The organism is Stenotrophomonas sp. 22DLJC03 (assembly GCF_056861405.1).
The window spans coordinates 313,586-339,293 of record NZ_JBSPUG010000003.1; the positions used below are offsets into that span (position 1 = coordinate 313,586).

Below are 25,708 nucleotides of genomic sequence, written 5' to 3' on the forward strand. Positions count from 1 at the left end.
GGTCACCCCGCCAATGATGCGGTAGCTGCCAACCTTGGTTGGCACTCGCAGCAACAAAGCGCCGACCAAGGTCGGCATCTACCGGGGTTACCGGTTCTGCGCGTGCTCTTCTTCCCGCACCGGCTCCGGCGGCGGCAGCTGCTCTTCGGCAGCCCGTTCGTTGCCGGGCAGGCTGGGGCGGGTTTCCATCAGCAGCGACAGCGCGGCCTTGGCCATCATGTGCGCGCTGATCGGTGCGGTGATGAACAGGAACACGGTGATCAGCAGCTCGCGCGGCTGCGGGTCCTGGCCGAGGAAGATGTGGTAGCACACCGAGCACACCAGCACGCAGCCCACGCCCAGCGTGCTGGCCTTGGTCGGCGCGTGCAGGCGCTTGAAGAACGTGGACAGCTTCACCAGGCCCAGCGCACCGACCAGGATGAAGAAGCAGCCGAACAGCAGCAGGATCGACAGGCCGATCTGGATCGCGGTGATCATTCGACGATGTCCCGGCGCAGCACGAACTTGCTCAGCACCACGGTGCTGCCGAAGCCGAGCATGGCGATGACCAGGGCAGCCTCGAAGTAGATCGCGGAGTTCAGGTACATGCCGAACAGCATCAGCTCGGCGATGGCGGTCACCGACAGCGTATCCAGCGCAAGGATGCGGTCGGGCACGGTCGGTCCGCGCAGCAGGCGCCAGGTGGCCAGCAGCATGGCCAGGCCGACCACGTGCATGCACACCACCAGCGTGGTCTGGATGATCTGGAATCCAGTCATGGGAAAATCTCCATCAACGGGGCTTCGTAACGTCGTTTGATCGTATCGATCAGCGCCTGCGGATCCTCCAGGTGCAGCACATGCACCAGCAGGAACCTGCGGTCTTCGCTGAGCGCGGCCGAGACCGTGCCCGGGGTCAGCGTGATCATGCTGGTCAGCGCGGCGATGCCGTGGATGTTGGCGATGTCCAACGGCAGCCAGATGAAGCCCGGATGGATGTTCTTCTCCGGGCCCAGCACCTGCAGGGCGACGCGGATGTTGGACATCAGGATGTCCCACAGGGTCACGCACAGCAGCTTGGGCAGCGGGCGCAGGGTACCGATGCGGGCGAACTCGCGGTCCAGGCGCGCGGCGAACAGTGGCACCACCACGCCCAGCACCAGGCCGAGCACGGTCTGGCCGACGGTGAAGCTGTCGGACATCAGCAACCAGAACGCCACCACCATGATGCTGAGCATCGGTGAGGGAATGATGCGGCGGAACAGTGAGCGCTGGGCGGTCATGGCTGGCGGATCTCCGGTGCGGTCGCGCGCAGCTGCTGCACGTACTCGCCGGGCTGCAGCAGCTGTGCGGCGGTGGCGTCGGTGTAGCGCATCAGCGGCGCGGCGGCCAGGGTCATGCCGATGCCATAGGCCAGCAGGATGCAGGCGGCGTACAGCTCGACCCGGCGCAGCCGTGCCTTGCGCGGCGGCGGCGCTTCCGGATCGACCGGCGGCACGCGCCAGAACAGGCGGATGCCACCGCGGGTCAGGCCCATGATCACCAGCAGGCTGCTGACAAGAACGGCGGTCCAGACCGGGCCGGTGTACTGCGCCGGCATGCCGGCCAGCAGCGCGGCCTTGGCCAGGAAGCCGGACAGCGGCGGCAGGCCAGCCACCGACACCGCGGCGATCAGGAACAGCACCGCCGGCGTCTCCTTGCCCGGCATCGGCGCCACCACTTCCTTGCGGTCGCTGGCGCCACCACGGCGGCGGCGGATCAGGTCGGCGATCAGGAACAGCGCGGCGGCGACGAAGCTGCTGTGCGGCAGGTAGTACAGGCCGGCCGAAAGTACTTGCGGCGTGCCCACCGAGAAGGCGATGAACAGCGTGGCGGCCGAGACGATCACCAGGTAGGAGATCAGCACGCGCAGGCGGGTCGCGGCCAGCGCACCGAGGCCACCGAGCACCAGTGTCGCCACGCCGGCCCACAGCAGCCAGTCGCGGCCATAGCCGGCCATCGCACCGGCATCGTCGCCGAACCACAGCATCTGGATGCGCAGCACCGCATACAGGCCGACCTTGGTCATGATCGCGAACAGTGCGGCCACTGCGGCCGGCGCGCGCGAATAGGCTTCAGGCAGCCACAGGTACAGCGGCATCAGTGCGGCCTTGGCGCAGAACACCAGCAGCAACAGGCCCATCGTCGCCTTCACCAGGGTCAGCTGTGCCGGCGGCACCTCGGCGATGCGCTGCGACAGCTCGGCCATGTTCAATGAGCCCAGCGAGGCGTACAGCAGGCCCAGCGCGATCAGGAACAACGTCGAGGCGGTGACGTTGAACACCACGTAGTGCAGGCCGATGCGCATGCGCAGGCCGCGGCCGCCACTGAGCAGCAGGCCGTAGGAGGCGATCAGCATCACCTCGAAGAACACGAACAGGTTGAAGATGTCGCCGGTCAGGAACGCACCGTTGAGGCCGACCAGCTGGAACTGGAACAGCGCATGGAAGTGCGGTGCGCGGCGGTCCCAGCCCGAGCAGGCATGCAGCAGGCAGGGAATGGCCAGCAGCAGGGTGGTCAGCAGCATCCACGCCGACAGCCGGTCGGCGACCAGCGCGATGCCCAGCCGCGACGGCCAGTCGCCGAGCAGGTAGACGCTGATATCGCCGCTGGCGGTGGTGGCGAACAACAGGCCCACCACCAGCGCCAGCGCCGACAGCGACGTCCAGGCCACCGCGCGCTGCACCTTCGGGCCATAACGGCGGTGCTCGACGAACAGCGACAGCGCGGCACCGAGCAGGGGAACCAGGATCGGCAGGATCACCAGGTGGTTCATGCGCGGTCCTCGCCCTGGCGCGGCGGCACACCCTCATCCTGCAGGTCGTCATCCGGCTCGTGAGCGTCCACGTGGTCGCTGTGGTTGTCGCTGCGGCTGCGCATGGCCAGCACGATGCTCACTGCGGTCATCGCGAAGGCAATGACGATGGCGGTCAGCACCAGCGCCTGTGGCAGTGGATCGGTGTAGTTGCCGAGGTTGCTGTCCACGCCTTCCTGCAGCACCGGCGCCTTGCCCAGCACCACACGGCCACCGGCGAAGATCAGCAGGTTGGTGGCGTAGGACAGGAAGGTCATGCCCAGGATCACATCGAAGCTGCGCGCGCGCAGCAGCAGGTAGATGCCGATGGCGGTCAGCACGCCGATCGCGGAGGCCAGGGCCAGTTCCATCAGTGCATCTCCCCGGTACGTGCCGAGCGGCGTTGCAGGTCGATCTCGCCCTTTCGCGCGGTGCGGGTACGAGAGGGTTTCACGGTGGCCATCATCGACAGCATCAGCATCGCGCCACCGAACACCACCAGGTACACGCCTATATCGAAGCCGATCGCGCTGGCCAGCGGTACCTCGCCGATCAGCGGCAGGTGCAGGTCGAGGTGGCCGCTGGTCAGGAACGGCACGCCGAACAGCATCGACGCACTGCCGCTGAGGATGGCGATCAGCAGGCCCATGCCGATGCAACGGATGTAGTCGAAGCCGAAGCGCGATTCCACCGATGCGGTGCCCTGGATCACGTACTGGATCAGCAGCGGCACGGCCAGCACCAGGCCGGCGATGAAGCCACCGCCCGGCGCATTGTGGCCGCGCAGGAACAGGAAGATCGACACGGTCAGGGTCAGCGGGAACATGATCTGGGCCAGGTCGGCCGGCACCGGCAGCTTGATCGGCGGGCCGGGCATGATCTGCTCCGGTGCCATCCGCGTGCGTCGCAGCAGTGCGTGTACCACCAGCGCGGCAATGCCGAACACGGTGATCTCGCCGAAGGTATCGAAGCCGCGGAAGTCGACCAGGATCACGTTGACCACGTTCTGGCCGTAGGCCTCGGGCAGGGCGCGGGCCAGCAGCTCGCCGGCCATGGTGTTCGGCGGCAGGGTCATCGCGGTGTAGGCGAGCGCACCCAGGCCGGCACCGGCGATGATCGCGATCACCGCATCGCGGCGCTTGCGCCAGCGCGGGCGCTCCGGCCCGGACTGCGCGGGCAGGTAGTTCATGCCCAGCAGCATCAGCACCAGGGTCACCATCTCCACCAGCAGCTGGGTCAGCGCCAGGTCCGGTGCGGACAGGAACACGAAGGTCAGCGCCACCATCAGGCCGACGCCGCCGACCAGCAGCACCGCCAGCAGGCGTTGCTTGTAGACGCGCAGGGTGGCGACCGCGCAGGCCATCATCACCAGCCACAGCGCCCAGCCCAGCAGCGGGATCGGCTGCGGCGCGGTCCAGTTCGGCGAGGCCGGATTGGCCACGAACGGCGCGGCGGCGACCACGATCGCCACCAGCACCAGGCCCAGCAGCATGCGCTGCAGGCTGCCGTTGGCGATGCCGTTGGTCAGTCGCTGTGCTGCGGCTGAGAGCAGGTCCAGCTGGTGGTGGAACACGTTGCGGCCGGGGCTGGTATTGGTCACCCCGTGCAGGTTGATCAGCCTGCGCAGGCCGAAGTACAGCGCCACGCCACCGACCACGCCGATCGCGCTCATCGCCAGCGGCAGGTTGAAGCCATGCCACACCGCCAGGCTGTATTCGGGCATGGCATTGCCGAGGATCGAGGCCGCAGCGGCGTGCAGCACCGGCGCGACGGTCAATGCCGGGGCCACGCCCACCGCCACGCAGATCACTACCAGGATCTCCACCGGCACCTTCATCCAGCGCGGCGGCTCGTGCGGCACGCGGTCCAGATCGTGCGGGCCGGGGCCGAAGAAGGTGTCATGCACGAAGCGCAGGCTGTAGGCCACGCCGAACACGCCGGCCAGCAGCGCGGCGATCGACACCGCGGTGCGCATGGCCTGGGGGCCGCCTGCGCTGATCGCCTCGGCGAACAGCATTTCCTTGGACAGGAAGCCGTTGAGCAGTGGAATGCCGGCCATTGCCAGCGAGGCGATGATCGCCAGCGCGCTGGTGAACGGCATCAGCCTGCGCAGCCCGCCCAGCTTGCGCATGTCACGGGTGCCGGTTTCGTGGTCGATGATGCCGGCGGCCATGAACAGCGAGGCCTTGAAGGTGGCGTGGTTGAGGATGTGGAACACGCCGGCCACCACCGCCATCGGCGTGGACAGGCCGAACAGCAGGGTGATCAGACCCAGATGGGAAATGGTGGAGTAGGCCAGCAGGCCCTTCAGGTCATGCTGGAAGATCGCGTTCCAGGCACCGACCAGCAGGGTCAGGGCGCCGATGCCGCTGACCGTATAGAAGAACAGATCGCTGCCGGCCAATGCCGGATGCAGGCGTGCCAGCAGGAACACGCCGGCCTTCACCATGGTGGCCGAGTGCAGGTAGGCCGAGACCGGGGTCGGCGCGGCCATTGCGTGCGGCAGCCAGAAGTGGAAAGGGAACTGCGCGCTCTTGGTGAAGATGCCGGCCAGCACCAGGAACAGCGCGTACGGGTACAGCGCGCTGGCGCGGATCTGCTCGCCGGCGGCCAGCACCACGTCCAGGTCGAAACTACCGACGATGCGGCCGATCAGCAGCACGCCGGCCAGCAGCGCCAGGCCGCCGCCGCCAGTGATCACCAGCGCCATGCGCGCGCCCTCGCGGGCGTCCTGGCGGTGCGACCAGAAGCCGATCAGCAGGAACGAGCTGATGCTGGTCATTTCCCAGAAAATCATCAGCAACAGCAGGTTGCCCGACACCACCATGCCCAGCATGGCGCCCATGAACAGCAGCAGGTAGATGTAGAAGCGGTGTGCGTTGTCCTGGCTGCTCAGGTAATAGCGCGCATACAGCACCACCAGCGCGCCGATGCCCAGCACCAACCCGGCGAACATCCAGGCCAGCCCATCCAGGCGCAGGGTGAAATCCAGGCCGATCTGCGGCAGCCAGGGGACCATCGTCCGCACCATCTGGCCGTCGAGCACCGATGGGGTCAGCCAGGCGAGGATGGCCAGCCCGCCCAACGGCGCCAGCGCCGCCAGCCAGGCAGCAGTCGAGCGCGAACTACGGGGGAAGGCCGCAACAGCCACTGCCATCAGGAACGGCAGGGCCAGCAGCAGGGGCAGGCTGGGGAGCATGCAGGGAATCCATGATTCACGAGCAGGTCAGGGAGGATAACAGGCTGCGAAATGTCGCCGAAACCCATCGAACAGCGATCAATTGCATGTAACGTTCGCTGATTCATTTTTTCTGCGGCGCAACATCACGTTCCTGCAGTCGCTCCCTGGCTGCCCTCGGGGATCACCCTACGCCCACGCAGGGAGACCGCAGGCCCTGTCGCACAGGGGCTGCCGTCGACGGGCGGGAGGTGGGGGGCGGGTCACCGGCGCAGGCTGGCAGGGCCGCCGTGGACTACGGGTGACGGAATCTGCCCGTTCAGGAAACAACAGCCTTTGTCGGTCGTGGTCGGGTCAGTAGCGCCAGTCGAGCTTCCGATAGGCCTTGGCCATCACCCAGGCCGGGCCGATCAGCAGGTAGGTCAGGTCGGTCAGGAAGCTGGGCTTGCGGCCCTCGAACTTGTGGCCGATGAACTGTGCGATCCAGGCCACCACGAACACGCCCACCGCCAGCCAGAACAGATTGTGCAGGCCGATTTCCGCCTCCAGCAGCCGGCACAGGCAGCCGAACACGAAGAACTGGATGAGCATGCCGATGCCCAGCGGGCGCGACAGCTTGTTGTAGAAGCACCAGGCGCTGAACATCGCGAAGGCCGACCAGATCCCGTACTGGAACCAGGTGATCAGCGGCGGCACGCACCACAGCAGGGCCACCACCGACCACAGGATCGCCGGCACCGCCACCACGTGGATGCGCTGGTTGATGACATTGCGGTGGTCGTCGGAATAGCTGGCGAAATAGCGGTCGATCGGCCGCGCAAGCTCGGTGGATGTCTGCATGCTGCGTCGCTTCCTCGGACAACGGTAGTGCCGGCCGCTGGCCGACAATCCAGAGCATAGCCGAGTTCGCGAGATTGCCGGCCAGCGGCCGGCACTACCCCATTCAGAACGCCCCCAGCCGGACCGGCCGGGGGCGCAGGGGGATCAGTCGACGCTGATCCCGGCCAGACGCTGCAGCGCCTCGGCGTACTTGGCGCGGGTGCGCTCGATGATCTCGGCCGGAATGGTCGGGCCCGGGGCGGTCTTGCCCCAGTCCAGCGTCTCCAGGTAATCACGTACGAACTGCTTGTCGTAGCTCGGCGGGCTGGTACCCACTTCGTACTCGTCGGCCGGCCAGTAACGCGAGGAATCCGGCGTCAGCATCTCGTCCATGATGTACAGGCGGCCATCGGCGTCGGTACCGAACTCGAACTTGGTATCGGCCAGGATGATGCCGCGCTCGCGGGCGTAATCAGCGGCGAACTTGTAGATGCGCAGGGTGGCATCGCGCACGCGCTCGGCCATTTCGGCGCCGACCTGCTTCACCATCGCATCGAAGTCGATGTTCTCGTCATGGTCGCCGACGGCGGCCTTGGTCGAGGGGGTGAAGATCGGCTCGGGCAGCTGTTCGGCCTGGCGCAGGCCGTCGGGCAGGTCGATGCCGCTGACCTTGCCGGTGCGCTGGTAATCCTTCCAGCCGCTGCCGATCAGGTAGCCACGGGCAATCGCTTCCACCGGTACCGGCTTCAGCTTGCGGGTGACTACCGCACGCTTGGCGTACAGGGCCGCGTCCACGCCCTCGGGCAGCACGCTGGCCACATCGATGCCGGTCAGGTGGTTGGGCATCAGGTGCGCGGTCTTGGCGAACCAGAAGTTGGAGACCTGGCAGAGCATCTCGCCCTTGCCCGGGATCGGGTCGGGCAGGACCACATCGAAGGCCGACAGGCGATCGGTGGCCACCATCAGCAGGTAGTCGCCTGGTGGGGTCCCGGCTGGCAGCCGCTCGCGCGGGATATCGAACACGTCACGCACCTTGCCGCGGTGGCGCAAGGGCAGGCCGGGGAGATCGGATTGCAACAGCGTGGTTGGCACGGGCACTCCTGGGGCTTCGTCGATACGGCTGCCCAACGGACCCGGCGGGCCCGCTGACCAGCGGGCGGCCTAGTGTAAAGCGGTCCGGGCCCGCTGTGACGTAAAATGAGCGTCCATTTCGCCGGTCGACCCTGGGGCGCCATGCGCTGGTACGGAAAACTGCTCGGATTCATCGCCGGCGCCCTGCTGTTCCGGCCCAATCCGCTGTTCGGTGCGGTCATCGGCCTGCTGATCGGCCATGCCTTCGATTCGGACTGGTTCCGCCTGAACAAGGAAAACCCGTACCGGGAGCTGGGGCTGACCTCCGAGGCCACCGATGCCGAGGTCGAGCGTGCCTACCGCAAGCTGATCTCCCAGTACCACCCCGACAAGCTCGGCGGCGCGGCCCCCGAGCTGCAGCAGCAGGCCGAGCAGAAGTCGCGGCGCATCAACGCCGCCTACGACCGCATCAAGACCCTGCGCAAGCGCTGACCCCATTGCCCCGCCTGCGGGCGGGAGACCCCTTTCCCCGTTCCGAAGGCCCCGGCCATGTCCAACTGCCTCATCGCTCCTTCCATCCTCTCGGCCAACTTCGCCCGCCTGGGCGAGGAAGTCGACAACGTCCTGGCCGCGGGTGCCGACTGGGTCCATTTCGATGTGATGGACAACCACTACGTGCCCAACCTGACCATCGGCCCGATGGTCTGCCAAGCCCTGCGCAAGCACGGCGTCACCGCGCCGATCGACGTGCACCTGATGGTCGAGCCGGTGGACCGCATCATCCCGGACTTCGCCGAGGCCGGTGCCACCTACATCAGCTTCCACCCGGAGGCCAGCCGCCACGTGCATCGCACCATCCAGCTGATCCGCTCGCTGGGCTGCAAGCCGGGCATCGTGCTCAACCCGGCCACCCCGGTGGACATCCTCGACTGGGTGCTGGATGACCTGGACCTGGTGCTGCTGATGTCGGTCAACCCGGGCTTCGGCGGCCAGGCCTTCATTCCGTCGGCCTTGGACAAGCTGCGCGTGGTGCGCCAGAAGATCGATGCCAGTGGCCGTGACATCCGCCTGGAGATCGACGGTGGCGTGAAGGCCGACAACATCGGCGAGATCGCCGCCGCTGGCGCCGACACGTTCGTCGCCGGCTCGGCCATCTTCAACGCCAAGACCAGCTACCAGGACGTGATCGCGCAGATGCGCGCCAACGTCGCTGCAGCGCGGGGCTGAGCCATGAGCACGGTGGCCGTGTTGAACATCCGTCCGGCCACCGTCGCCGATGCTGGCCTGATCCTTCGGTTCATCCGCGAACTGGCCATCTACGAGAAGGCCGAGCATTCGGTGCAGACCGATGAGATCGGCATCGCCGAAAGCCTGTTCGGCGCCGACGCCACGGCACGCGCGCTGATCTGCGAAGCCGACGGTGAAGCCATTGGTTATGCAGTGTATTTCTACAACTACTCCACCTGGCTGGGCCGCAAGGGCATCTATCTGGAAGACCTGTACGTGAGCCCGGAAAAACGTGGCTCCGGCGCGGGAAAAGCGCTGCTGAAGTACATCGCCCGTCAGGCGGTAGCTGAAGGTTGTGGTCGCTTCGAGTGGTCGGTGCTGGACTGGAACACCCCGGCCATCGAGTTCTACACCGCCGTTGGCGCGAAACCGCAGGACGAGTGGACCGTGTACCGGCTGCAGGGCCAGGCATTGCAAGATTTCGCCAACGGTTGAGATGACGTGCATCCGCGCCATGGGTGGATGCTTCTGGCAGACAAAAAAAAGCCACGCCAAACGTTGGCGTGGCCTTGCTGCATGCGTGGGAGGCTGATCCTGCCTCCATCCGTCGTCCCTGCTATGGCCTTCCATTCTCCGGCAGCTGAATGACATCTGCGTGACATTCACCACTGGCAAACGGCGTGTTGCTAGCCTGAGCGCCCTTTCACTGGATGTACTGCATGACCACCCCGCGCTGGCGCCTGATCCTCAACGGAAAATCCGCAGGCAACGACGAACTGCGCGACGCCGTCGGCCATTGGCGCGGGCAGGGCGTGCAGCTGGACGTGCGGGTGACCTGGGAGGACGGCGACGCCGAGCGCTACGTGGCCGAGGCCATCGACCATGGCGTGGACGTGATCGTTGCCGCCGGTGGCGATGGCACGCTCAGCGCGGTTGCAGAAACGCTGGCGCATCGCGAGGAACCGGCGGATGCGCTGCCATCGCTGGCACTGATCCCGATGGGGACCGCCAATGATTTCGCCACTGCTGCCGGCATCCCTGTCGCGCCGAAGGAGGCATTCGCGTTGATCGGGCAAGCGACGCCGCATGCCATCGACCTGTTGCGCGTGGATGCAGACGGTACGCCCTGGTGGTGCGCCAATCTTGCCAGCGGGGGCTTCGGCACGCAGGTGACGGTGGAGACCGATGCCGGCTTGAAGAAGATGCTGGGTGGGCTGGCCTACGTGATTACCGGCATTGCCAAGCTGGGGCGGATCGAGCCGATCAATGCGCGGCTGTCGGGCCCGGATTTCGCGTGGGAAGGCGACTTCATCGCACTCGGTATCGGCAACGGCCGCCAGGCCGGTGGTGGCCAGCAACTGTGCCCGCAGGCACTCATCGATGATGGGCAGCTGGACGTGACGGTGCTTCCGGAGCTGGAAGGTGAAGTCACTGCCACGCTTGGCCAGATGCTGAAGTCCGGCACCCAGGCCGCGCTGGAACAGCTGGCGACGCGCGCGCGCCTGCCGTGGCTGCAGGTCGAGTCGGAGCGTCCTTTGACGCTCAACCTGGACGGTGAGCCGGTGCAGGCCCGCCAGTTCCGCATCGAATGCGTGCCGGGCAGGGTGAGGATGCATCTGCCGGCCGACTGCCCGTTGCTGGCTGGCCAGGTGTTGCAGGGCCAGCAGGGGTAGAGTCGACTGGGTAGAGTCGACTCTACCGGTCCCCGCCATCGGTCCCCGTGGCCGGCCCCGGGCCTCTGGTGGTTCAGTTCCACAGGGTTCCCCTCCCGCCCAAGCTGCGATACAGTCAGGGGGTGTCCAGCCTGACGACCCCGCATACCCTTTCTTCCGCACGCCGTTGGTGGCGATGGTGGCCTGTTGCCGTCGTCCGTCCCCATAACGCTGTGTCCCGGAAGGAAAGTCGTCTTGAACTCGCACGCTCAGTTTCTGCAGCAGGCCGCTGAAGGCCACACCCATATTCCCGTTGTCCGCGAAGTGCTGTCCGACCTGGACACGCCGCTTTCGGTTTATCTGAAGCTCGCCGACGGCCCCAATACCTACCTGTTTGAATCCGTCGAAGGCGGCGAGCGCTTTGGTCGTTACTCGATCATCGGCCTGCCGGCACGTCGCGTGTACGCCTTCCATGGGCACACCCTGACTGTGCGCGAGGACGGCCAGGTCGTGGAAACCCGCGAAGTGGCCGATCCCTTCGCCGAAGTCGAGGCGCTGCGCAGCGCCCACTCGGTGCCGAAGCTGGACGGCCTGCCGGGCTTCACCGGTGGTCTGGTCGGCTGGTTCGGTTTCGAGTGCATCGGCTACATCGAGCCGCGCCTGGCCCCGTCGGCTGGCCGCGATGAGCTGGGCACGCCGGACATCCTGCTGCTGGACTCCAACGAACTGGCGGTGTTCGACAACCTGAAGGGCCGGCTGTACCTGATCGTGCATGCCGACCCGCGTACCGACGGTGCCTTCGAGCAGGCCCAGGCACGCCTGGATGCGTTGACCGCCAAGCTGCGCGCACCGGGTGCCGGCTATCCCGCACCGCTCAACAGCGACGTGCTGGACGAGTCCGATTTCGTTTCCGGTTTCACCCGCGAAGGCTTCGTCGATGCGGTCCAGCGCAGCAAGGAGTACATCCGTGCCGGCGACATCTTCCAGGTGGTGCTCAGCCAGCGCCTGAGCGTGCCGTTCAAGGCGCGCCCGGTGGATGTGTACCGCGCGCTGCGTGCACTGAATCCCTCGCCCTACATGTACTTCCTCGATGTCGGCGACCTGCAGGTGGTCGGCTCCTCGCCGGAAATCCTGGTGCGCCTGCAGGACGGAGAAGTGACCGTGCGCCCGATCGCCGGCACCCGCCCGCGTGGTGCCACGCCCGAGCTGGACCAGGCGCTGGAAGTCGAGCTGCTGGCCGATCCGAAGGAACGCGCCGAGCACCTGATGCTGATCGACCTGGGCCGCAACGACGCCGGCCGCGTGTCCAAAGCCGGTACCCTGGAAGTGGGCGAGCAGTTCGTGATCGAACGCTACAGCCACGTCATGCACATCGTCAGCGAAGTGACCGGGCAGCTGCAGCCGGGCTTGAGCTACGCCGACGTGCTGCGCGCCACCTTCCCGGCCGGTACGGTCAGCGGTGCGCCGAAGATCCGCGCGCTGGAAGTGATCCGCGAGCTGGAACCGATCAAGCGCAATGTCTACGCCGGCAGCATCGGCTACATCGGCTGGCACGGCGATGCCGATACCGCGATCGCGATCCGCACTGCGGTGATCAAGGACGGCCGCCTGTACGTGCAGGCCGGCGCCGGCATCGTCTACGACTCGGACCCGGACAAGGAATGGGACGAGACGATGAACAAGGGCCGTGCCCTGTTCCGCGCCGTCGCCCAGGCCGCCAAGGGTCTGTGAGTTCTACCGTGCCGTGGCCGACGCCGCGGCACCTTCCGCTGTTCCCATTCAAGACAAGGAGTACCGCATGAAGCTGCTGAGCGCATTGCTGTGGTCGTCACTGCTGGCCACGATGGCCCCGTCTGCGTGGGCGCAGGCCAATACCATTCCCTCGCAGCCGCACCTGCTGGTGAAGGGCGAGGCGCGTCGCGTGGTGATGCCGGATCGGTTCGGCCTGCAGTTGAACATCGAAGAGACCGACATGGACGCGGATGCGGCGCGCCGCCGCGTGCAGGACAACGTTGCCCGCGTGCTGGCGCTGTTCAAGCAGTACAAGGCGGTGGAAGGCAGCGTACGTGCGGACAACCTGCGGATTGGTCCGGCAACCCGCTATGAGCAGAGCCGGCAGGTCTTCATGGGTACCCAGGTGTCGCGCCAGTTGCGCGCCAGCTTCGCCAGCGTGAAGCAGATGCAGGACGTGCTGGGCGCGCTGAAGGCCAATGAGAACGTGCAGGTCAGCAGCGTTGCCCCGACCTACTCCGGTGAAGTCGCGCTGCGCCGCGAGCTCAAGGGCGAGGCCGCGGCCAAGACCCGCGAGTCCGCGCAGGGACTTGCCAAGGCCTATGGAACAAAAGTGCGCGGCCTGTACAGCATCTCCGATGTGGCGCCGAACTTTGCCTATGGCATCCAGGCCGGGCAATGGCCGCAGCCGGGCGAGGATGGTGAGTATCTCGACAGGATCTCGGTGACCGGCAGCTACGCACCGGCCTCGGCGCCGGCGCCCGCTGAACGCGAATCCATCGAAGCCGGCCCCATCACCTACACCGAAAACGTATACGCCATTTTCCTGATAAGCGACGGAACCTGACCATGTTGTGGATGATCGACAACTACGACAGCTTCACCTACAACCTCGTGCAGTACCTGCAGACGCTGGGCGCCGAGGTGAAGGTGGTGCGCAACGATGCGATGAGCGTGGACGAGATCGCCGCGCAGAAACCCGAGCGCATCGTCATCTCGCCCGGCCCGTGCACGCCCAACGAAGCGGGCGTGTCGCTGGCGCTGATCGAGCGCCTGGGCCCGACCACGCCGATCCTCGGTGTGTGCCTTGGCCACCAGGGCATCGGCCAGGTCTACGGCGGTACGGTGATCCGTGCCGGCAACATCATGCACGGCAAGACCTCGCCCATCCGCCATGAAGGCAAGGGCGTGTTCGCCGGCCTGCCGGACCGCTACCAGGCTACCCGCTACCACTCGCTGGTGGTGGACAAGCACAGCCTGCCCGACGCGCTGGAAGTGACCGCCTGGACCGAGAACGAGGATGGCTCGATCGAAGAGATCATGGGCCTGCGCCATCGCCAGTTCCCGGTGGAGGGCGTGCAGTTCCACCCCGAATCCATCCTCACCGAACACGGCCACGCCCTGCTGCGCAATTTCCTGCAGCGTCCGGCGGCCTGATCCAAGGAGCATTCCGATGAGCTTCTCCCCCCAGGAAGCCCTGCAACGCACCATCGAACACCGCGAGATCTTCTTCGACGAAATGGTCGACCTGATGCGGCAGATCATGCGCGGCGACGTCTCGCCGATGATGACCGCCGCCATCCTCACCGGCCTGCGGGTGAAGAAGGAAACCATCGACGAGATCGCCGCTGCGGCCACGGTCATGCGTGAATTCGCGCTGGCGGTGCCGGTGGCCGATACCACCCACCTGGTCGACATCGTCGGCACCGGTGGCGATGGCTCGCACACCTTCAACATCTCTACCTGCGCGATGTTCGTCGCCGCTGCGGCCGGTGCGCGCGTGGCCAAGCATGGCAACCGCAGCGTGTCGTCCAAGTCCGGCAGCGCCGACGCGGTCGAGGCGCTGGGCGCGGCCATCGAACTGCAGCCGGCCCAGGTGGCCGCGGCCATCGAACAGACCGGTATCGGCTTCATGTTTGCGCCGATCCATCATCCGTCGATGAAGGTGGTCGCGCCGGTGCGCCGCGAGATGGGCGTGCGCACCATCTTCAACATCCTCGGCCCGCTGACCAACCCGGCCAGCGCACCGTCGGTGCTGATGGGCGTGTTCCACCCCGATTTAGTGGGTATCCAGGCACGCGTGCTGCGCGAGCTGGGCACCGAGCGCGCCATGGTGGTCTGGGGCCGCGACAACATGGACGAGATCTCGCTGGGCGCCGGCACCCTGGTCGGCGAGCTGCGTGACGGCAAGGTGCGCGAGTACGAGATCCACCCGGAGGACTTCGGCATCGCCATGTCGGCCAGCCGCAACCTGCGCGTGGATGGCCCGGAGCAGTCCATTGCCATGCTGCGTGCGGTGCTGGACAACACCCCTGGCCCGGCGCTGGACATCGTGGCCCTGAACGCAGGCGCCGCGCTGTACGTGGCCGGCGTGGCCAGCGACATCGGCGATGGCCTGGCCCGCGCGCGTGCCGCCATCGCCAACGGCAGCGCCCGTCAGCGCCTGCAGCAGTACGTTGACACCACCCGCGCGCTGGTAGCCTGAGCGCGCGGTTCAGCCCGACCCCCTCGATGGCCGATAATGGCCGTCCTCACCGCCCCCGCATTGAACCGACGACGATGAGCGACATCCTGCAGACGATCCTGGCCCGCAAGGCCGAAGAAGTGGCCCAGCGCCGTGCCCAGCGTCCCCTCGAGGACCTGCAGGCCGCCGTGGCCAGCGCCCCGCCGGTACGTGGCTTCGTGCGCGCGCTGCAGGCGGCGGTGGCCAACGGCGACCCGGCGGTGATCGCCGAGGTGAAGAAGGCCAGCCCGTCCAAGGGCGTGATCCGCCCGGATTTCCGCCCGGCCGACATCGCCGTCAGCTACGAGTTCGGCGGCGCCAGTTGCCTGTCGGTGCTGACCGATGTGGACTTCTTCCAGGGTGCCGATGCCTACCTGCAGCAGGCCCGTGACGCCTGCACGCTGCCGGTGCTGCGCAAGGACTTCGTGATCGACGCCTACCAGGTGTACGAGGCGCGCGTGCTGGGCGCCGACTGCATCCTGCTGATCGTCGCCGCGCTGGACGACACGCAGTTGGCCACGCTGTCCGAACTGGCGATGTCGCTGGGCATGGATGTGCTGGTGGAAGTGCACGACATCGACGAGCTGGAGCGTGCGCTGCAGGTGCCGGCGCCGATGATCGGCATCAACAACCGCAACCTGCGCACCTTCGAGGTGTCGCTGCAGACCACGCTGGACATGCAGAAGGCGGTGCCGCGTGATCGCCTGCTGGTCACCGAGAGCGGCATCCTCGGCCCGCAGGACGTGGCGCTGATGCGCGACGCCGGCATCCACTCGTTCCTGGTGGGCGAGGCCTTCATGCGCGTGGAAGAGCCGGGCGAGGGCCTGCGTCAGCTATTCTTCGCGGCATGAAAACGCACTATCCAACGCCGCGCGAGGATGCGCCGCTGGTGGTCTTCGACTTCGACCACACCCTGTACGACGGCGATTCGGGCACCCACCTGTTCGCCTCGCTGATCAAGCGTAATCCGCTGCGGATGCTGGCGGCGCTGCTGGTCACCCCGATCGCCGGGCCGCTGGTGGCGATGCTGCCGACCCGTCGAACGGGTATTTCGGTCTATGTGTGGATCGGCAGTTTCGGCCTGCACCGTGCGCGCGATTTCAACAAGGTGATCGACGCCTACGTGCTGCGCAACGAGGCGCAGATGCGCGCCAAGCTGCTGCCGCAGGCGCTGGAGGTGTTCGCCGCGCACCGTGCCAAGGGGGACCGCGTGGTGGTGGCTACAGGCGCACCGCCGGAACTTGCGCGCGCGATCCTGGCCTTCGTCGCCCATCAGGACGTGCCGGTGATCGGTACCGAGGTCGGCCCGCGGCTGGGCGGCGTCGGCCCGACCCGCCACTGCCACAATGAAGAAAAGATGCGCATGCTGCGCGAGCGCGGCTACGGCGATATCGACATCGCCTACTCCGACAGCACCGCCGACCTGCCGCTGCTGCTGGCCGCCAAGGCGCCGGTGGTGGTGAACCCGAAGCCGGGCCGCGTGGAGTTCTTCCGCCGCGTGCTGCCGGCCGGTACCCGCATCCTCAACTGGGGTTGCGTCGACCGCGGCGGCGAGAAGGCGTAATCGATCCCGCCTGCCCGCCGGGCAGGGACCCGGTAGCGCCGGCCAGCGGCCGGCACTACCGAATCCCACGCGGGTAGCGCCGGGCCACGCTCGGCGAGCGGTCAGCGGTACAGGTGCCCGTATACCGCGTGGCCGATCTGGAACAGGCTGATGCCCAGCACCAGCACGCCGACGGCCACCAGCACCCAGCGCTCCTTCACCCGCTTGACCAGGATCGCCGCCACCGGCGCGGCCATCATGCCGCCGATCAGCAGGCCGGCGACGATCTGCAGATGCTGCACGCCCATCGACAGCAGGAAGGTGGCCGAGATGGTCAGGGTGACGATGAACTCGGCCGCGTTGACCGTACCGATGGTGGTACGCGCCTGGCCGCCGCGGGCGAGCAGGGTGGAGGTGGCCACCGGGCCCCAGCCGCCGCCGCCGCTGGCGTCGAGCAGGCCGGCGAAGAAGCCCAGCACCGGCACCCGACGGATCTCGCCCTGGGGCATCCAGCGCCCGGCCGCGCGGGCCAGGATGATGATGGCCAGCACCAGCAGGTAGAGGTAGATCAGTGGCCGGATGATGTCGCCGGGGATCTGGGTGAGCACGTAGGCGCCCACGGCGCCGCCCACTGCGCCGGGCAGGGCCAGACGCAGGAACAGGCGCTTATCGACATTGCCGGCTGCCAGGTGCGACACACCCGAGGCGCCGGTGGTGAACACTTCCGCAGTGTGGATGCTGGCGCTGACCTGCGCCGGCGGCAGGCCCATGCTCAGCATCACCGACGAGGACACCAGGCCGAACGCCATGCCCAGCGCGCCGTCCACCAGCTGCGCGCCGAGGCCGATGAGGATGAACCACCAGAATTCGCTGCTCAGTTCCATGCACCGAGCCTAGCGCGCGAAGGAGTGCGGACCAAGGTCCGCACCCACCGGTTGCTCAACGGGTGCCGTACAGCACCACGGTCTTGCCACGTGCATGCAGCAGGCCGTCGGTCTGCAGCTTCTTCAGCACGCGGCCAGCCATTTCGCGCGAGCAGCCCACCAGACGGGCCAGTTCCTGCCGCGAGACGCGCAGCTGGCTGCCCTGCGGGTGGCTCATCGCCTCCGGCTCCTGCGCCAGGTCGTGCAGGGTGCGCACGATCCGGTCAGTGACGTCCAGGAACGCCAGGCGACTGGCCTTGCGGCTGGTGTCGAGCAGGCGCTTGGAGATCTGCTGGCCCAGCGCGTAGAGCAGGCGCGGGGCATCGGCCGACAGCGGGCCGAGGAACAGCTGGTGCAGGCGCTCGTAGCTGATTTCGGCCAGCTCGCAGGCGGTACGGGTCCGCAGGATCACCTCGCGGCGGTCCGATTCAACGAACAGGCCCATCTCGCCGACAAACTCGCCGGCACCGAAGTAGCCCAGTACCAGCTCGCGATCGTCATCTTCCTCGGCCATGATCGAAACCGAGCCGCTGATGACGTAATACAGGGTTCCCGCCGGGTCACCGGGTCGGAAGACGTCGGTACGGGTGGGGTATCGCCGCCTGTGGCTGTGCGCCAGGAAACGATCGATTGTGGCGATATCCAGGGCCAGTGGACTGCTAGCTAGGCGCACGGTTGACACGATAGGAGCGCTCCCTCTGCGCATGAACGGATTCACGGGGTCGATAGCGGAGCTTAACCAGCGCAATTGTTAAGGGCAAACAGTGTGCCAGATGTGAGCGGTCTTCACGTTCCCCCCGGGGACAGTTTGCCCCATAATTCACCCTTTCCCTTCTTACACAGGAATCGACCGCCGTGGTCAAGCCGTTGCCTCGCCTGAGGCTGCAGGGTTTCAACAACCTCACCAAGGCGCTGAGCTTCAACATCTATGACGTGTGTTACGCGCGCACCGAAGAGGAGCGTCAGCGTTACATTGAATACATCGATGAAGAGTACAACGCCGACAGGCTGACTCAAATCTTGACCGATGTCGCTGAGATCATCGGCGCCAACATCCTCAACGTGGCCCGCCAGGATTACGATCCGCAGGGTGCCTCGGTGACGATCCTGATCTCCGAAGAACCGGTGATCGACAAGAAGCAGGCCGGCAAGGAGCTGATCTCCGATGCCGTGGTCGCGCACATGGACAAGTCGCACATCACCGTGCACACCTATCCGGAAACGCACCCGCAGGAAGGTATCGCGACCTTCCGCGCCGACATCGATGTGGCTACCTGTGGCGTCATTTCGCCGCTGAAGGCGCTGAACTACCTGATCGAGAGTCTGGAATCGGACATCGTGATCATGGACTACCGCGTGCGTGGCTTCACCCGCGATGTGAAGGGCAAGAAGCACTACATCGACCACAAGATCAACTCGATCCAGAACTTCCTGGCCAAGAACATCAAGTCGCGTTACGAGATGTTCGACGTCAACGTCTACCAGGAAAACATCTTCCACACGAAGATGCACCTGAAGGACTTCGACCTGGACCAGTACCTGTTCGAGGAGAAGGCCAAGAACCTGTCGTTCAAGGAACGCATGAAGATCGAAGCGCTGCTGCGTCGTGAGATCGAAGAGCTGTTCCACGGCCGGAACCTGTCCGAGTAAGCCCCATGCGCGATGCCGGCAGGCATCGCCACCCAGGCGGGACGACCCGCCCCGTGGAACCTGCGCTTTGCGCACTGTATAGTTCCACGGTGATGTACCGACCCACGGCCCGGTGTGAAAACACCGGGCCGTTTCGTTTTTTCAAAAAGGTAAGGAGCCCCCACCCATGCCCTGGATCTATCTGCTGCTGGCCGGCCTGTTCGAGATCGGTTTCGCCCTCGGAATGAAGTACTCCGAAGGCTTCAGCAAACCCCTGCCCACCGCCGCCACGGTGGTGTCCGCGCTGATCAGCCTGTACCTGATGAGCCAGGCGATGAAGAGCATCCCGGTCGGCACGGCCTATGCGATCTGGACCGGCATCGGCGCCATGGGCGTGGCGGTGCTGGGCATCTACCTGTTCAACGATAGTGCGTCGCCGGCACGCCTGGCCTGCGTGGGCCTGATCGTGGCTGGCGTGATCGGCCTGAAGCTGGTCTCGCCCAATTAACTGGTAGTGCCGGCCGCTGGCCGGCAACCTCAGGATCTTGCCGGCCAGCGGCCGGCACTACCCGGGGCTTACAGCCGGTAGGCGATGGTCTTCATCACCTTGGAGGCCAGCGCCATCGCGCCCGGAATCGGGAACGGCAGGCGGCGTGCGCCGGCCTGCTCGGCGTGCTCCGCGTGGCGGGCCTCGTCGTCCTTCATCACCTTGATGACCGCGCGGCTGCGCAGGTCGCCTGGGGGCAGATCGACCAGGTGTTCGTCCAGATGGGCCTCCACCTGGCGCTCGGTCTCGACCACGAAGCCCAGGTTCCAGCCGTCGCCGCGCAGCCCGGCCAGGGTGCCGATGGTGTAGCTGCCGGCATACCAAAGCGGGTTGAACAGGCTTGGGCGGCTGTCCAGCTCGCCCAGCCGGGTGGCGCACCACGCCAGGTGGTCGGTTTCTTCCTGCGCCGCTTCCAGCAGGTGTTCGCGCGTGGCCGGGTCGCGGGCCACGGCGGCCTGGCCGAAGTACAGGCCCTGTGCGCAGACTTCACCCACGTGGTTGATCCGCATCAGGCCGGCCGCGTGGCGGCGCTCGGCGCTGTCCATGCCCGGCTCGTCGGTATCCGCGGCCGGGTAGGGGCGGGCCGCCGGCGGATTGCCGAAGACCGTGTCCAGGGCGCGTTGCGCCTCGGTCAGCAGATGATCCAGCGGGGTGGTGTGGCGGAGCACGGTCATGGCGGTACGCGATGGGGCGAAAGACCCCGCGATTCTCGCCCGGCCCCGTGCCCCTGCCAACCCGCGGCTGGGGGTGGCTTGCACCGGGGGCTTGACCTGCGTACAATCCCGCCTCTTACGCTTCATCTTTCACAACGCGTGGCAGAGTTCCGGCGAGTCCTTCGCCGCAATGAGCCCGACCTAACTAGAGTTCTTCATGAGCACTTTCACTGCCAAGAACGAGACCGTCCAGCGCGACTGGTACCTCGTCGACGCCGAGGGCAAGACCCTGGGCCGTCTCTGCACCGAGCTGGCCCGCCGTCTGCGTGGCAAGCACAAGCCGGTCTACACCCCGCACGTTGATACCGGCGACTACCTGGTCGTCATCAATGCAGAAAAGATTGTCGTCACCGGCAAGAAGCTGCAGGACAAGATGTATCACCGTTTCACCGGCTACATCGGCAACCTGAAGACCGAGTCCCTGGCTCAGGCGCTGGAGCGCCACCCGGAGCGCGTGATCGAGACCGCCGTCAAGGGCATGCTGCCGAAGGGCCCGCTGGGTCGCCAGATGTACCGCAAGCTCAAGGTCTACGCCGGCACTGAGCATCCGCACGCCGCACAGCAGCCGCAGGTTCTGGATATCTAATCATGGCTATCACTCAAAACTACGGCACTGGCCGCCGCAAGTCCTCCACCGCTCGCGTGTTCCTGCGCAAGGGTTCGGGCAACATCACCGTCAATGGCCGTCCGCTGGACGAGTTCTTCGGTCGTGAGACCGCGCGCATGATCGTGCGCCAGCCGCTCGAGCTGACCAAGAACACCGAAAGCTTCGACATCCTGGTCACCGCCGCTGGCGGCGGCACCACCGGCCAGGCCGGTGCGATCCGTCTGGGCATCGCCCGTGCGCTGGTCGAGTACGACGAAACCCTGAAGTCCGAGCTGCGCAAGGCTGGCTTCATGACCCGTGACGCCCGTGAAGTCGAGCGTAAGAAGGTCGGTCTGCACAAGGCTCGTCGCGCCACCCAGTTCTCCAAGCGCTGATCTACTGCGCCTGGTTGGGCTCCTTCGGGGGCCCGCTGGATGGAAAAGCAAAAGCCCGGCTTCGGCCGGGCTTTTGTCGTTCTGGGGGTATGCATTTCGAGGTTGCTGGCCAGCGGCCGGCACTGCCCTTGGCTTCCTGTAGCGCCGAGCCGATGCTCGGCTGCTCTTCGCCAGGTTGCGGGACCAGATTAAAAAGCAAAAGGCCAGATCTTTCGATCTGGCCTTTTGCTTTTTAATCTGGCTGCCCCGGATGGATTCGAACCACCGAATGCCTGAGTCAGAGTCAGGTGCCTTACCGCTTGGCGACGGGGCAATGTAACGTGTAACTATTTTCTCACTTTTCACACTGAAAAACAACTTGGATTTCAGTGTGGTGGCTATGGGTGGACTCGAACCACCGACCCCAGCATTATGAGTGCTGTGCTCTAACCGGCTGAGCTACATAGCCTCGGTGAGCCCGCTATTCTGCTGATGTGTATCGACCCTGTCAACACTTTTGTGTCGTGCTTGTAGGCCGACAGACGGCATGGGATAGTCCCAACCAGTAGATTTTTTAGGAGTCCGCATCGTGATCGATCCGGACGGCTATCGACCGAACGTCGGCATTGTGCTGATGCGGCAGGACGGCCAGGTGTTCTGGGCACGACGTGTGCGCCGGGATGGCTGGCAGTTCCCGCAGGGTGGCATGAATACCGACGAGACGCCTGTCGAGGCCATGTATCGTGAACTGCAGGAAGAGACCGGCCTGCTGCCTGAGCACGTGGAAGTGCTCGGGGCAACGCCCGGCTGGCTGCGCTACAAGCTGCCGGCGCGGGCCATCCGCCGCAACGAGCGGCAGGTCTGCATCGGCCAGAAGCAGGTCTGGTTCCTGCTGCGCCTGACCGGTGACGAATCCCATGTGTGCCTGGACCATACCGATTCGCCGGAGTTCGACCACTGGCGCTGGGTGGATTTCTGGTACCCGGTGGAGCATGTGGTGATGTTCAAGCGCGGCGTCTATGCACGCGCTTTGCGACATTTGGCGCCGCTGGCACGCGGGGTGGCCGGGCAGGGCGTCACGGCCATGCCCAAGAGTGCTGCCGAGGCCTGGATGCCCGGCCACACGGCTGGCCACGATCGCCCGAGAAAGCGTCCGCGCAGCCGTGGCTACTGGCCGAAGAAGGCGCAGGGCGACGTGCCGCCGGCATAACCGGCTGAACGGTATCGAGAATGGTTCAGGTCTCTGATTGACAACCATTCTCGTTTCCATTGGAATAGCCAACAGGCCACCTCTGGCCTGTCAGCCCGGTTTACGCCTGTGTACGTCTGCATCTGCAACGGAGTCACCGACCACCAGATCCGCGAAGCCGCCAGCCATGGCGTCACGTCGGTGGCCGAGCTGACCATGCGTACCGGCTGTGGCGCCACCTGCGGTTCCTGCCTGGACATGGCCGGCGAACTGCTGGCCAAGGCGCGCGCCACCCACGACCTGCCGTTGCCGGTGCTCGGCCTGGCACAGGTCGCCTGAGCAACCTCTTTCGCGGCGCATTGACGCCGCTCACTCGTTCCCTTCACTGCGTGCCGCACAGGCCAATGCGCACGATTCGCGTTCCTTCACCGGCGCGCGCAAGGCGCTAAAGTGCCTGCGTTTTCAGCGCGCAGGAGCACCCCCATGAAGGGCGACACCAAGGTCATCGAATTCCTCAACAAGGTCCTCTACAACGAGCTGACCGCGATCAACCAGTACTTCCTGCACGCCAAGATGCTGAAGAACTGGGGCATCAAGGAACTGGCCGAACACGAGTACAAGGAATCGATCGACGAGATGAAGCATGCCGACATGCTCGCCGACCGCATCCTGTTCCTCGAAGGCCTGCCGAACTTCCAGGCGCTGGGCAAGCTTCGCATCGGCGAGAACCCGACCGAGATCCTGCAGTGTGACCTGTCGCTGGAACGCGACGGCGTGGTCACCCTGCGCGAGGCCGTGGCCTATTCCGATTCAGTCGGTGACTACGTCAGCCGCCAGCTGTTCGTGAAGATCCTCGATTCGGAGGAAGAACACATTGACTGGCTGGAAACCCAGCTCGACCTGATCGAGCGTATCGGTGAGCCGAAGTACCTGCTGAGCAAGCTGGAAGAGTGACTTAGCGTCGAGCTTGCTCGACTGTGTTCAGCATGGCGATGGGCGAGCAAGCTCGACGCTACCGATGCTGTGCCAGGTAGCCCGTCAGCGCCACGCGCGCCCGGGCGAATTCCGCAACCAGCAGCGCCACCGCCACGGCGGGGCGCTGTAGGCTGCCGGCACGGGCTTCATGCTCGATGCGCTGCGCGACCGCCGACAGCGACAACACGCCCACATTCGCACTGGATGATTTCAGGGTGTGCGCGAGTGCCTGCAGGCGCGGCTCGTCGCCGTTCTGCGCGGCCTGCTGCAGCTGCCGCACCATTGCGGGTGCATCTTCCAGGAACACCGCGACGATCTGGAGCGCGGCATCGCCGATCACCGCGTGCAGTTCGTCCAGAACACCGCGGTCAAGCACCGGCTGCGGAGCGGCGTGGCCTTTTGTGTTTTGTAGAGCCGAGCCATGCTCGGCTGGCGGGGCTCGACCGGCCGCGGGGGCGTTGCCGTCGAGCAAGCTCGACGCTGCGACATCGCTCGATCGTTGCCCCCAGCGCTTCAACAGCGCATGCAACGTGGCGCGCGCGATCGGCTTGGACAGGTAGTCATCCATTCCGGCCTGCAGGCAGCGTTCGCGGTCACCGGCCATGGCATTGGCGGTCATTGCGATGATCGGCAACCGCGGGCGACCGGATTCCGCTTCCTCGGCGCGCCACTGGCGGGTGGCGGCGTAGCCATCCAGCACCGGCATCTGGCAGTCCATCAGCACCACATCCACGCCGCCCTCGCGCAGCGCGAGCAATGCCTGTTCGCCATCGCTGGCGTTGCGCACCTCGCACTGGAACACCCGCAGCAGTTGTTCGGCCACCATGCGGTTGACCGTGTTGTCTTCCACCAGCAGCACGCGCAGGTGCAGCGGCGGCAATGCCGCTGCCGGCTGCCCATCTTCGGCGTTGGCCAGCAGCGCAGCCGGGCGCGCATGCGCCACCGGAACGGCCAGCAGCGCATGCAGGGCGGCATCATCGAAATGGGCGGGTAGCTGGTGCTGGCGCGGGTGCGGCGGGAGCGCCTCATCCTGCAGCCACAGCACCCGCAGTGCGTCGTCCTCGCCACGTTCGGCCAACGCCCGCTGCAGCGTCACCTCGCCGTTGCGGCGCGCACGTGCATCAACCAGCAGCCAGGCGGGCGCCTGCTGGCCCGGGCGCGGTACCGCGCGCAGGCGTTCGACCAGCGTATCCAGTTGCGGCAGCGGTTGAACCTGCAGGCCGTGGTGGGCCGCGACGCGCTCGACGCGTGCCTGTAGCGAGGCATCGGCGCTGAACAACAGCAGCGCTGCCGGTGCGCGCGCCATCGCGGGCAGGTCGCCGGGGACCTTCAGCAGCGGAATCTCGAACCAGAACGTGGCGCCCTGGCCAGGCGTGGACTGCACGCCGATGCGGCCCTGCATCAGGTCGATGATGCGCTTGCAGATGGCCAGGCCCAGGCCGGTGCCACCGTAGATGCGGGTGGTCGAGGCATCGGCCTGGCTGAAGGACTGGAACAGGCGCGCCTGCAGTGCCTGGTCGATGCCGATGCCGGTATCGGTGATCTCGAAGCGCAGCTGGTGCTGCGCGGCACCTTCGCCCAGCCGTTGCACGCGCAGCTGCACCTGGCCACGCGCGGTGAACTTGATCGCGTTCGCAAGCAGGTTGCTGAGCACCTGGCGCAGGCGCACCGGGTCACCACGCACCGGCAGCCGCACCGACGGGTCCAGCTGCAGGCCCAGTACCAGGCCCTTCGAATCGGCGGCGCGCTGCATTAGCTGCACCACGCCATCGAGCAGCTCGCGCAGGTTGAAGCTGGTGATCTCCAGTTCCAGCGCCTGCGCTTCCAGGCGCGAGTAATCGAGGATGTCGTCGACGATGCGCAGCAGCTGCTGCGAGCTGGCCGAGGCGGTGGCCAGCATCTGTCGCTGGTCCTCGCCCAGCGGTCCACGTGCGATCAGCTCCAGCATCGGCAGGATGCCGTTGAGCGGGGTGCGGATCTCATGGCTCATCGTGGCCAGGAACTCGCCCTTGGCCAGCACCGCTGCTTCGGCGGCCTGCTTGGCCTGCAGCAGCTGCTGTTCCAGCTGGCCCTGGCGTTCGGTGGTGCGGCGCAGCTGGTCGCGCTCGCTGGCCAGTACGCTGCGCTCGCGCTGCAGGCTGGCCAGCGCACGGTTGCGCGTACGCAGGCGCAGGCCCATCAGCAGCACGATGGCGGCCGCAGCAAGGGCAACCAGCAACGCGCCCCACAGCGGCACG

The 25,708-nt window shown here is 66.2% G+C and carries 29 protein-coding genes and 2 tRNA genes; 17 read left to right on the forward strand and 14 right to left on the reverse strand.

Annotated features, from left to right (window positions below; genetic code table 11):
* Positions 1-87: 87 nt before the first annotated feature.
* The 8 genes from AC13GA_RS12110 to AC13GA_RS12145 all read right to left on the reverse strand — a co-directional run bounded on the left by AC13GA_RS12110 (position 88) and on the right by AC13GA_RS12145 (position 7,900).
* Positions 88-477: a Na+/H+ antiporter subunit G gene (locus AC13GA_RS12110; protein ID WP_482998231.1), complete on the reverse strand. Its 390-nt coding sequence runs from the start codon at positions 475-477 to the stop codon at positions 88-90.
* Positions 474-758, reverse strand: coding sequence for a K+/H+ antiporter subunit F (locus tag AC13GA_RS12115; protein ID WP_006399171.1), 285 nt, complete (start codon positions 756-758; stop codon positions 474-476). Before AC13GA_RS12115 ends, AC13GA_RS12110 begins: the two co-directional genes overlap by 4 nt.
* Positions 755-1,261, reverse strand: coding sequence for a Na+/H+ antiporter subunit E (locus AC13GA_RS12120; protein WP_006399169.1), 507 nt, complete (start codon positions 1,259-1,261; stop codon positions 755-757). Before AC13GA_RS12120 ends, AC13GA_RS12115 begins: the two co-directional genes overlap by 4 nt.
* Positions 1,258-2,793, reverse strand: coding sequence for a monovalent cation/H+ antiporter subunit D (locus AC13GA_RS12125; RefSeq protein ID WP_046984824.1), 1,536 nt, complete (start codon positions 2,791-2,793; stop codon positions 1,258-1,260). The genes AC13GA_RS12120 and AC13GA_RS12125 overlap by 4 nt, the downstream gene beginning before the upstream one ends.
* A complete protein-coding gene (locus tag AC13GA_RS12130) occupies positions 2,790-3,182 on the reverse strand; it encodes a Na+/H+ antiporter subunit C (protein ID WP_046984823.1) in 393 nt (130 codons plus the stop codon). The genes AC13GA_RS12125 and AC13GA_RS12130 overlap by 4 nt, the downstream gene beginning before the upstream one ends.
* The gene (locus AC13GA_RS12135; RefSeq protein ID WP_482998232.1) at positions 3,182-6,010 is read right to left on the reverse strand and encodes a monovalent cation/H+ antiporter subunit A; all 2,829 of its coding nucleotides are present in this window, start codon (positions 6,008-6,010) and stop codon (positions 3,182-3,184) included. Before AC13GA_RS12135 ends, AC13GA_RS12130 begins: the two co-directional genes overlap by 1 nt.
* Before the next feature lie 333 nt (positions 6,011-6,343).
* Complete coding sequence (locus AC13GA_RS12140) at positions 6,344-6,829, reverse strand: Mpo1 family 2-hydroxy fatty acid dioxygenase (RefSeq protein ID WP_136639155.1); 486 nt, start codon at positions 6,827-6,829, stop codon at positions 6,344-6,346.
* Positions 6,830-6,973: 144 nt separating this feature from the next.
* Entirely contained in the window at positions 6,974-7,900 is a 927-nt protein-coding gene (locus tag AC13GA_RS12145; RefSeq protein ID WP_046983680.1) for a phosphoribosylaminoimidazolesuccinocarboxamide synthase, read from the reverse strand.
* A 141-nt stretch (positions 7,901-8,041) separates the two neighbouring features.
* Between AC13GA_RS12145 and AC13GA_RS12150 the strand changes: the two genes are divergently transcribed.
* From AC13GA_RS12150 to AC13GA_RS12195, 10 genes are all read left to right on the forward strand, one after another.
* Positions 8,042-8,371 (forward strand): J domain-containing protein, encoded by a 330-nt coding sequence (locus AC13GA_RS12150; RefSeq protein WP_006399039.1) that lies wholly within the window; start codon positions 8,042-8,044, stop codon positions 8,369-8,371.
* A 57-nt stretch (positions 8,372-8,428) separates the two neighbouring features.
* Positions 8,429-9,106, forward strand: coding sequence for a ribulose-phosphate 3-epimerase (gene rpe / locus AC13GA_RS12155; RefSeq protein ID WP_046983681.1), 678 nt, complete (start codon positions 8,429-8,431; stop codon positions 9,104-9,106).
* Positions 9,107-9,118: 12 nt separating this feature from the next.
* A complete protein-coding gene (locus AC13GA_RS12160) occupies positions 9,119-9,601 on the forward strand; it encodes a GNAT family N-acetyltransferase (protein WP_482998453.1) in 483 nt (160 codons plus the stop codon).
* A 224-nt stretch (positions 9,602-9,825) separates the two neighbouring features.
* Positions 9,826-10,779: a lipid kinase YegS gene (gene yegS, locus AC13GA_RS12165; RefSeq protein WP_482998233.1), complete on the forward strand. Its 954-nt coding sequence runs from the start codon at positions 9,826-9,828 to the stop codon at positions 10,777-10,779.
* Between the two features lie 234 nt (positions 10,780-11,013).
* Positions 11,014-12,489: an anthranilate synthase component I gene (gene trpE, locus AC13GA_RS12170; protein WP_482998234.1), complete on the forward strand. Its 1,476-nt coding sequence runs from the start codon at positions 11,014-11,016 to the stop codon at positions 12,487-12,489.
* A gap of 67 nt (positions 12,490-12,556) precedes the next feature.
* The gene (locus AC13GA_RS12175; RefSeq protein WP_046983685.1) at positions 12,557-13,336 is read left to right on the forward strand and encodes an SIMPL domain-containing protein; all 780 of its coding nucleotides are present in this window, start codon (positions 12,557-12,559) and stop codon (positions 13,334-13,336) included.
* Positions 13,337-13,338: 2 nt separating this feature from the next.
* A complete protein-coding gene (locus AC13GA_RS12180; RefSeq protein ID WP_046983686.1) occupies positions 13,339-13,926 on the forward strand; it encodes an anthranilate synthase component II in 588 nt (195 codons plus the stop codon).
* A gap of 16 nt (positions 13,927-13,942) precedes the next feature.
* On the forward strand, positions 13,943-14,974 hold the full coding sequence (trpD, locus tag AC13GA_RS12185) for an anthranilate phosphoribosyltransferase (RefSeq protein ID WP_046983687.1): 1,032 nt from the start codon (positions 13,943-13,945) through the stop codon (positions 14,972-14,974).
* A 74-nt stretch (positions 14,975-15,048) separates the two neighbouring features.
* Positions 15,049-15,843, forward strand: a complete 795-nt coding sequence (gene trpC, locus AC13GA_RS12190; RefSeq protein WP_100435359.1) for an indole-3-glycerol phosphate synthase TrpC — start codon at positions 15,049-15,051, stop codon at positions 15,841-15,843.
* Positions 15,840-16,556: a haloacid dehalogenase-like hydrolase gene (locus tag AC13GA_RS12195; protein WP_136639161.1), complete on the forward strand. Its 717-nt coding sequence runs from the start codon at positions 15,840-15,842 to the stop codon at positions 16,554-16,556. The genes trpC and AC13GA_RS12195 overlap by 4 nt, the downstream gene beginning before the upstream one ends.
* A 101-nt stretch (positions 16,557-16,657) precedes the next feature.
* Here AC13GA_RS12195 and AC13GA_RS12200 read toward each other — a convergent pair whose 3' ends face one another.
* The gene (locus AC13GA_RS12200) at positions 16,658-17,419 is read right to left on the reverse strand and encodes a sulfite exporter TauE/SafE family protein (protein ID WP_046983690.1); all 762 of its coding nucleotides are present in this window, start codon (positions 17,417-17,419) and stop codon (positions 16,658-16,660) included.
* Positions 17,420-17,474: 55 nt separating this feature from the next.
* Entirely contained in the window at positions 17,475-18,164 is a 690-nt protein-coding gene (gene crp, locus AC13GA_RS12205) for a cAMP-activated global transcriptional regulator CRP (protein ID WP_010482649.1), read from the reverse strand.
* Between the two features lie 149 nt (positions 18,165-18,313).
* On the opposite strand from crp, the gene speD reads away from it, so the two are divergent.
* Together speD and AC13GA_RS12215 are read left to right on the forward strand one after the other, a co-directional pair.
* Entirely contained in the window at positions 18,314-19,108 is a 795-nt protein-coding gene (speD, locus tag AC13GA_RS12210; RefSeq protein WP_006398865.1) for an adenosylmethionine decarboxylase, read from the forward strand.
* A 166-nt stretch (positions 19,109-19,274) separates the two neighbouring features.
* Entirely contained in the window at positions 19,275-19,595 is a 321-nt protein-coding gene (locus AC13GA_RS12215) for a DMT family transporter (protein WP_005411314.1), read from the forward strand.
* Positions 19,596-19,663: 68 nt separating this feature from the next.
* On the opposite strand, the gene coq7 is transcribed toward AC13GA_RS12215, so the two are convergent.
* Positions 19,664-20,308 carry a 2-polyprenyl-3-methyl-6-methoxy-1,4-benzoquinone monooxygenase gene (coq7, locus tag AC13GA_RS12220; protein WP_482998235.1) on the reverse strand — a complete coding sequence of 215 codons (645 nt, stop codon included), beginning with the start codon at positions 20,306-20,308 and terminating at the stop codon, positions 19,664-19,666.
* A gap of 196 nt (positions 20,309-20,504) precedes the next feature.
* Here coq7 and rplM point away from each other — a divergent pair, with 196 nt between their 5' ends.
* On the forward strand, positions 20,505-20,933 hold the full coding sequence (rplM, locus tag AC13GA_RS12225) for a 50S ribosomal protein L13 (protein WP_006398837.1): 429 nt from the start codon (positions 20,505-20,507) through the stop codon (positions 20,931-20,933).
* A gap of 2 nt (positions 20,934-20,935) precedes the next feature.
* Positions 20,936-21,328, forward strand: coding sequence for a 30S ribosomal protein S9 (gene rpsI, locus AC13GA_RS12230; protein WP_005411311.1), 393 nt, complete (start codon positions 20,936-20,938; stop codon positions 21,326-21,328).
* A gap of 238 nt (positions 21,329-21,566) precedes the next feature.
* Here rpsI and AC13GA_RS12235 read toward each other — a convergent pair.
* Positions 21,567-21,641: transfer RNA gene (locus tag AC13GA_RS12235), tRNA-Gln, on the reverse strand.
* Between the two features lie 58 nt (positions 21,642-21,699).
* Positions 21,700-21,776: transfer RNA gene (locus AC13GA_RS12240), tRNA-Met, on the reverse strand.
* A gap of 120 nt (positions 21,777-21,896) precedes the next feature.
* On the opposite strand from AC13GA_RS12240, the gene AC13GA_RS12245 reads away from it, so the two are divergent.
* The 3 genes from AC13GA_RS12245 to bfr all read left to right on the forward strand — a co-directional run bounded on the left by AC13GA_RS12245 (position 21,897) and on the right by bfr (position 23,450).
* A complete protein-coding gene (locus AC13GA_RS12245) occupies positions 21,897-22,517 on the forward strand; it encodes an RNA pyrophosphohydrolase (protein ID WP_006398836.1) in 621 nt (206 codons plus the stop codon).
* Between the two features lie 108 nt (positions 22,518-22,625).
* Positions 22,626-22,835: a (2Fe-2S)-binding protein gene (locus tag AC13GA_RS12250; protein WP_032951724.1), complete on the forward strand. Its 210-nt coding sequence runs from the start codon at positions 22,626-22,628 to the stop codon at positions 22,833-22,835.
* Between the two features lie 144 nt (positions 22,836-22,979).
* Entirely contained in the window at positions 22,980-23,450 is a 471-nt protein-coding gene (bfr, locus tag AC13GA_RS12255; RefSeq protein WP_005419804.1) for a bacterioferritin, read from the forward strand.
* Between the two features lie 58 nt (positions 23,451-23,508).
* On the opposite strand, the gene AC13GA_RS12260 is transcribed toward bfr, so the two are convergent.
* A complete protein-coding gene (locus AC13GA_RS12260) occupies positions 23,509-25,707 on the reverse strand; it encodes an ATP-binding protein (RefSeq protein ID WP_482998236.1) in 2,199 nt (732 codons plus the stop codon).
* Position 25,708: the final 1 nt, after the last annotated feature.

Excerpts from the sequence above, each read along its gene's own strand:
- AC13GA_RS12110 (WP_482998231.1), bottom strand. The coding sequence starts at position 477 with ATGATCACCGCGATCCAGATCGGCCTGTCGATCCTGCTGCTGTTCGGC.
- AC13GA_RS12115 (WP_006399171.1), bottom strand. The coding sequence starts at position 758 with ATGACTGGATTCCAGATCATCCAGACCACGCTGGTGGTGTGCATGCAC.
- AC13GA_RS12120 (WP_006399169.1), bottom strand. The coding sequence starts at position 1,261 with ATGACCGCCCAGCGCTCACTGTTCCGCCGCATCATTCCCTCACCGATG.
- AC13GA_RS12125 (WP_046984824.1), bottom strand. The coding sequence starts at position 2,793 with ATGAACCACCTGGTGATCCTGCCGATCCTGGTTCCCCTGCTCGGTGCC.
- AC13GA_RS12130 (WP_046984823.1), bottom strand. The coding sequence starts at position 3,182 with ATGGAACTGGCCCTGGCCTCCGCGATCGGCGTGCTGACCGCCATCGGC.
- AC13GA_RS12135 (WP_482998232.1), bottom strand. The coding sequence starts at position 6,010 with ATGCTCCCCAGCCTGCCCCTGCTGCTGGCCCTGCCGTTCCTGATGGCA.
- AC13GA_RS12140 (WP_136639155.1), bottom strand. The coding sequence starts at position 6,829 with ATGCAGACATCCACCGAGCTTGCGCGGCCGATCGACCGCTATTTCGCC.
- AC13GA_RS12150 (WP_006399039.1), top strand. The coding sequence starts at position 8,042 with ATGCGCTGGTACGGAAAACTGCTCGGATTCATCGCCGGCGCCCTGCTG.
- rpe (WP_046983681.1), top strand. The coding sequence starts at position 8,429 with ATGTCCAACTGCCTCATCGCTCCTTCCATCCTCTCGGCCAACTTCGCC.
- yegS (WP_482998233.1), top strand. The coding sequence starts at position 9,826 with ATGACCACCCCGCGCTGGCGCCTGATCCTCAACGGAAAATCCGCAGGC.
- AC13GA_RS12175 (WP_046983685.1), top strand. The coding sequence starts at position 12,557 with ATGAAGCTGCTGAGCGCATTGCTGTGGTCGTCACTGCTGGCCACGATG.
- AC13GA_RS12180 (WP_046983686.1), top strand. The coding sequence starts at position 13,339 with ATGTTGTGGATGATCGACAACTACGACAGCTTCACCTACAACCTCGTG.
- trpD (WP_046983687.1), top strand. The coding sequence starts at position 13,943 with ATGAGCTTCTCCCCCCAGGAAGCCCTGCAACGCACCATCGAACACCGC.
- trpC (WP_100435359.1), top strand. The coding sequence starts at position 15,049 with ATGAGCGACATCCTGCAGACGATCCTGGCCCGCAAGGCCGAAGAAGTG.
- AC13GA_RS12195 (WP_136639161.1), top strand. The coding sequence starts at position 15,840 with ATGAAAACGCACTATCCAACGCCGCGCGAGGATGCGCCGCTGGTGGTC.
- AC13GA_RS12200 (WP_046983690.1), bottom strand. The coding sequence starts at position 17,419 with ATGGAACTGAGCAGCGAATTCTGGTGGTTCATCCTCATCGGCCTCGGC.
- crp (WP_010482649.1), bottom strand. The coding sequence starts at position 18,164 with ATGCGCAGAGGGAGCGCTCCTATCGTGTCAACCGTGCGCCTAGCTAGC.
- AC13GA_RS12215 (WP_005411314.1), top strand. The coding sequence starts at position 19,275 with ATGCCCTGGATCTATCTGCTGCTGGCCGGCCTGTTCGAGATCGGTTTC.
- coq7 (WP_482998235.1), bottom strand. The coding sequence starts at position 20,308 with ATGACCGTGCTCCGCCACACCACCCCGCTGGATCATCTGCTGACCGAG.
- rplM (WP_006398837.1), top strand. The coding sequence starts at position 20,505 with ATGAGCACTTTCACTGCCAAGAACGAGACCGTCCAGCGCGACTGGTAC.
- rpsI (WP_005411311.1), top strand. The coding sequence starts at position 20,936 with ATGGCTATCACTCAAAACTACGGCACTGGCCGCCGCAAGTCCTCCACC.
- bfr (WP_005419804.1), top strand. The coding sequence starts at position 22,980 with ATGAAGGGCGACACCAAGGTCATCGAATTCCTCAACAAGGTCCTCTAC.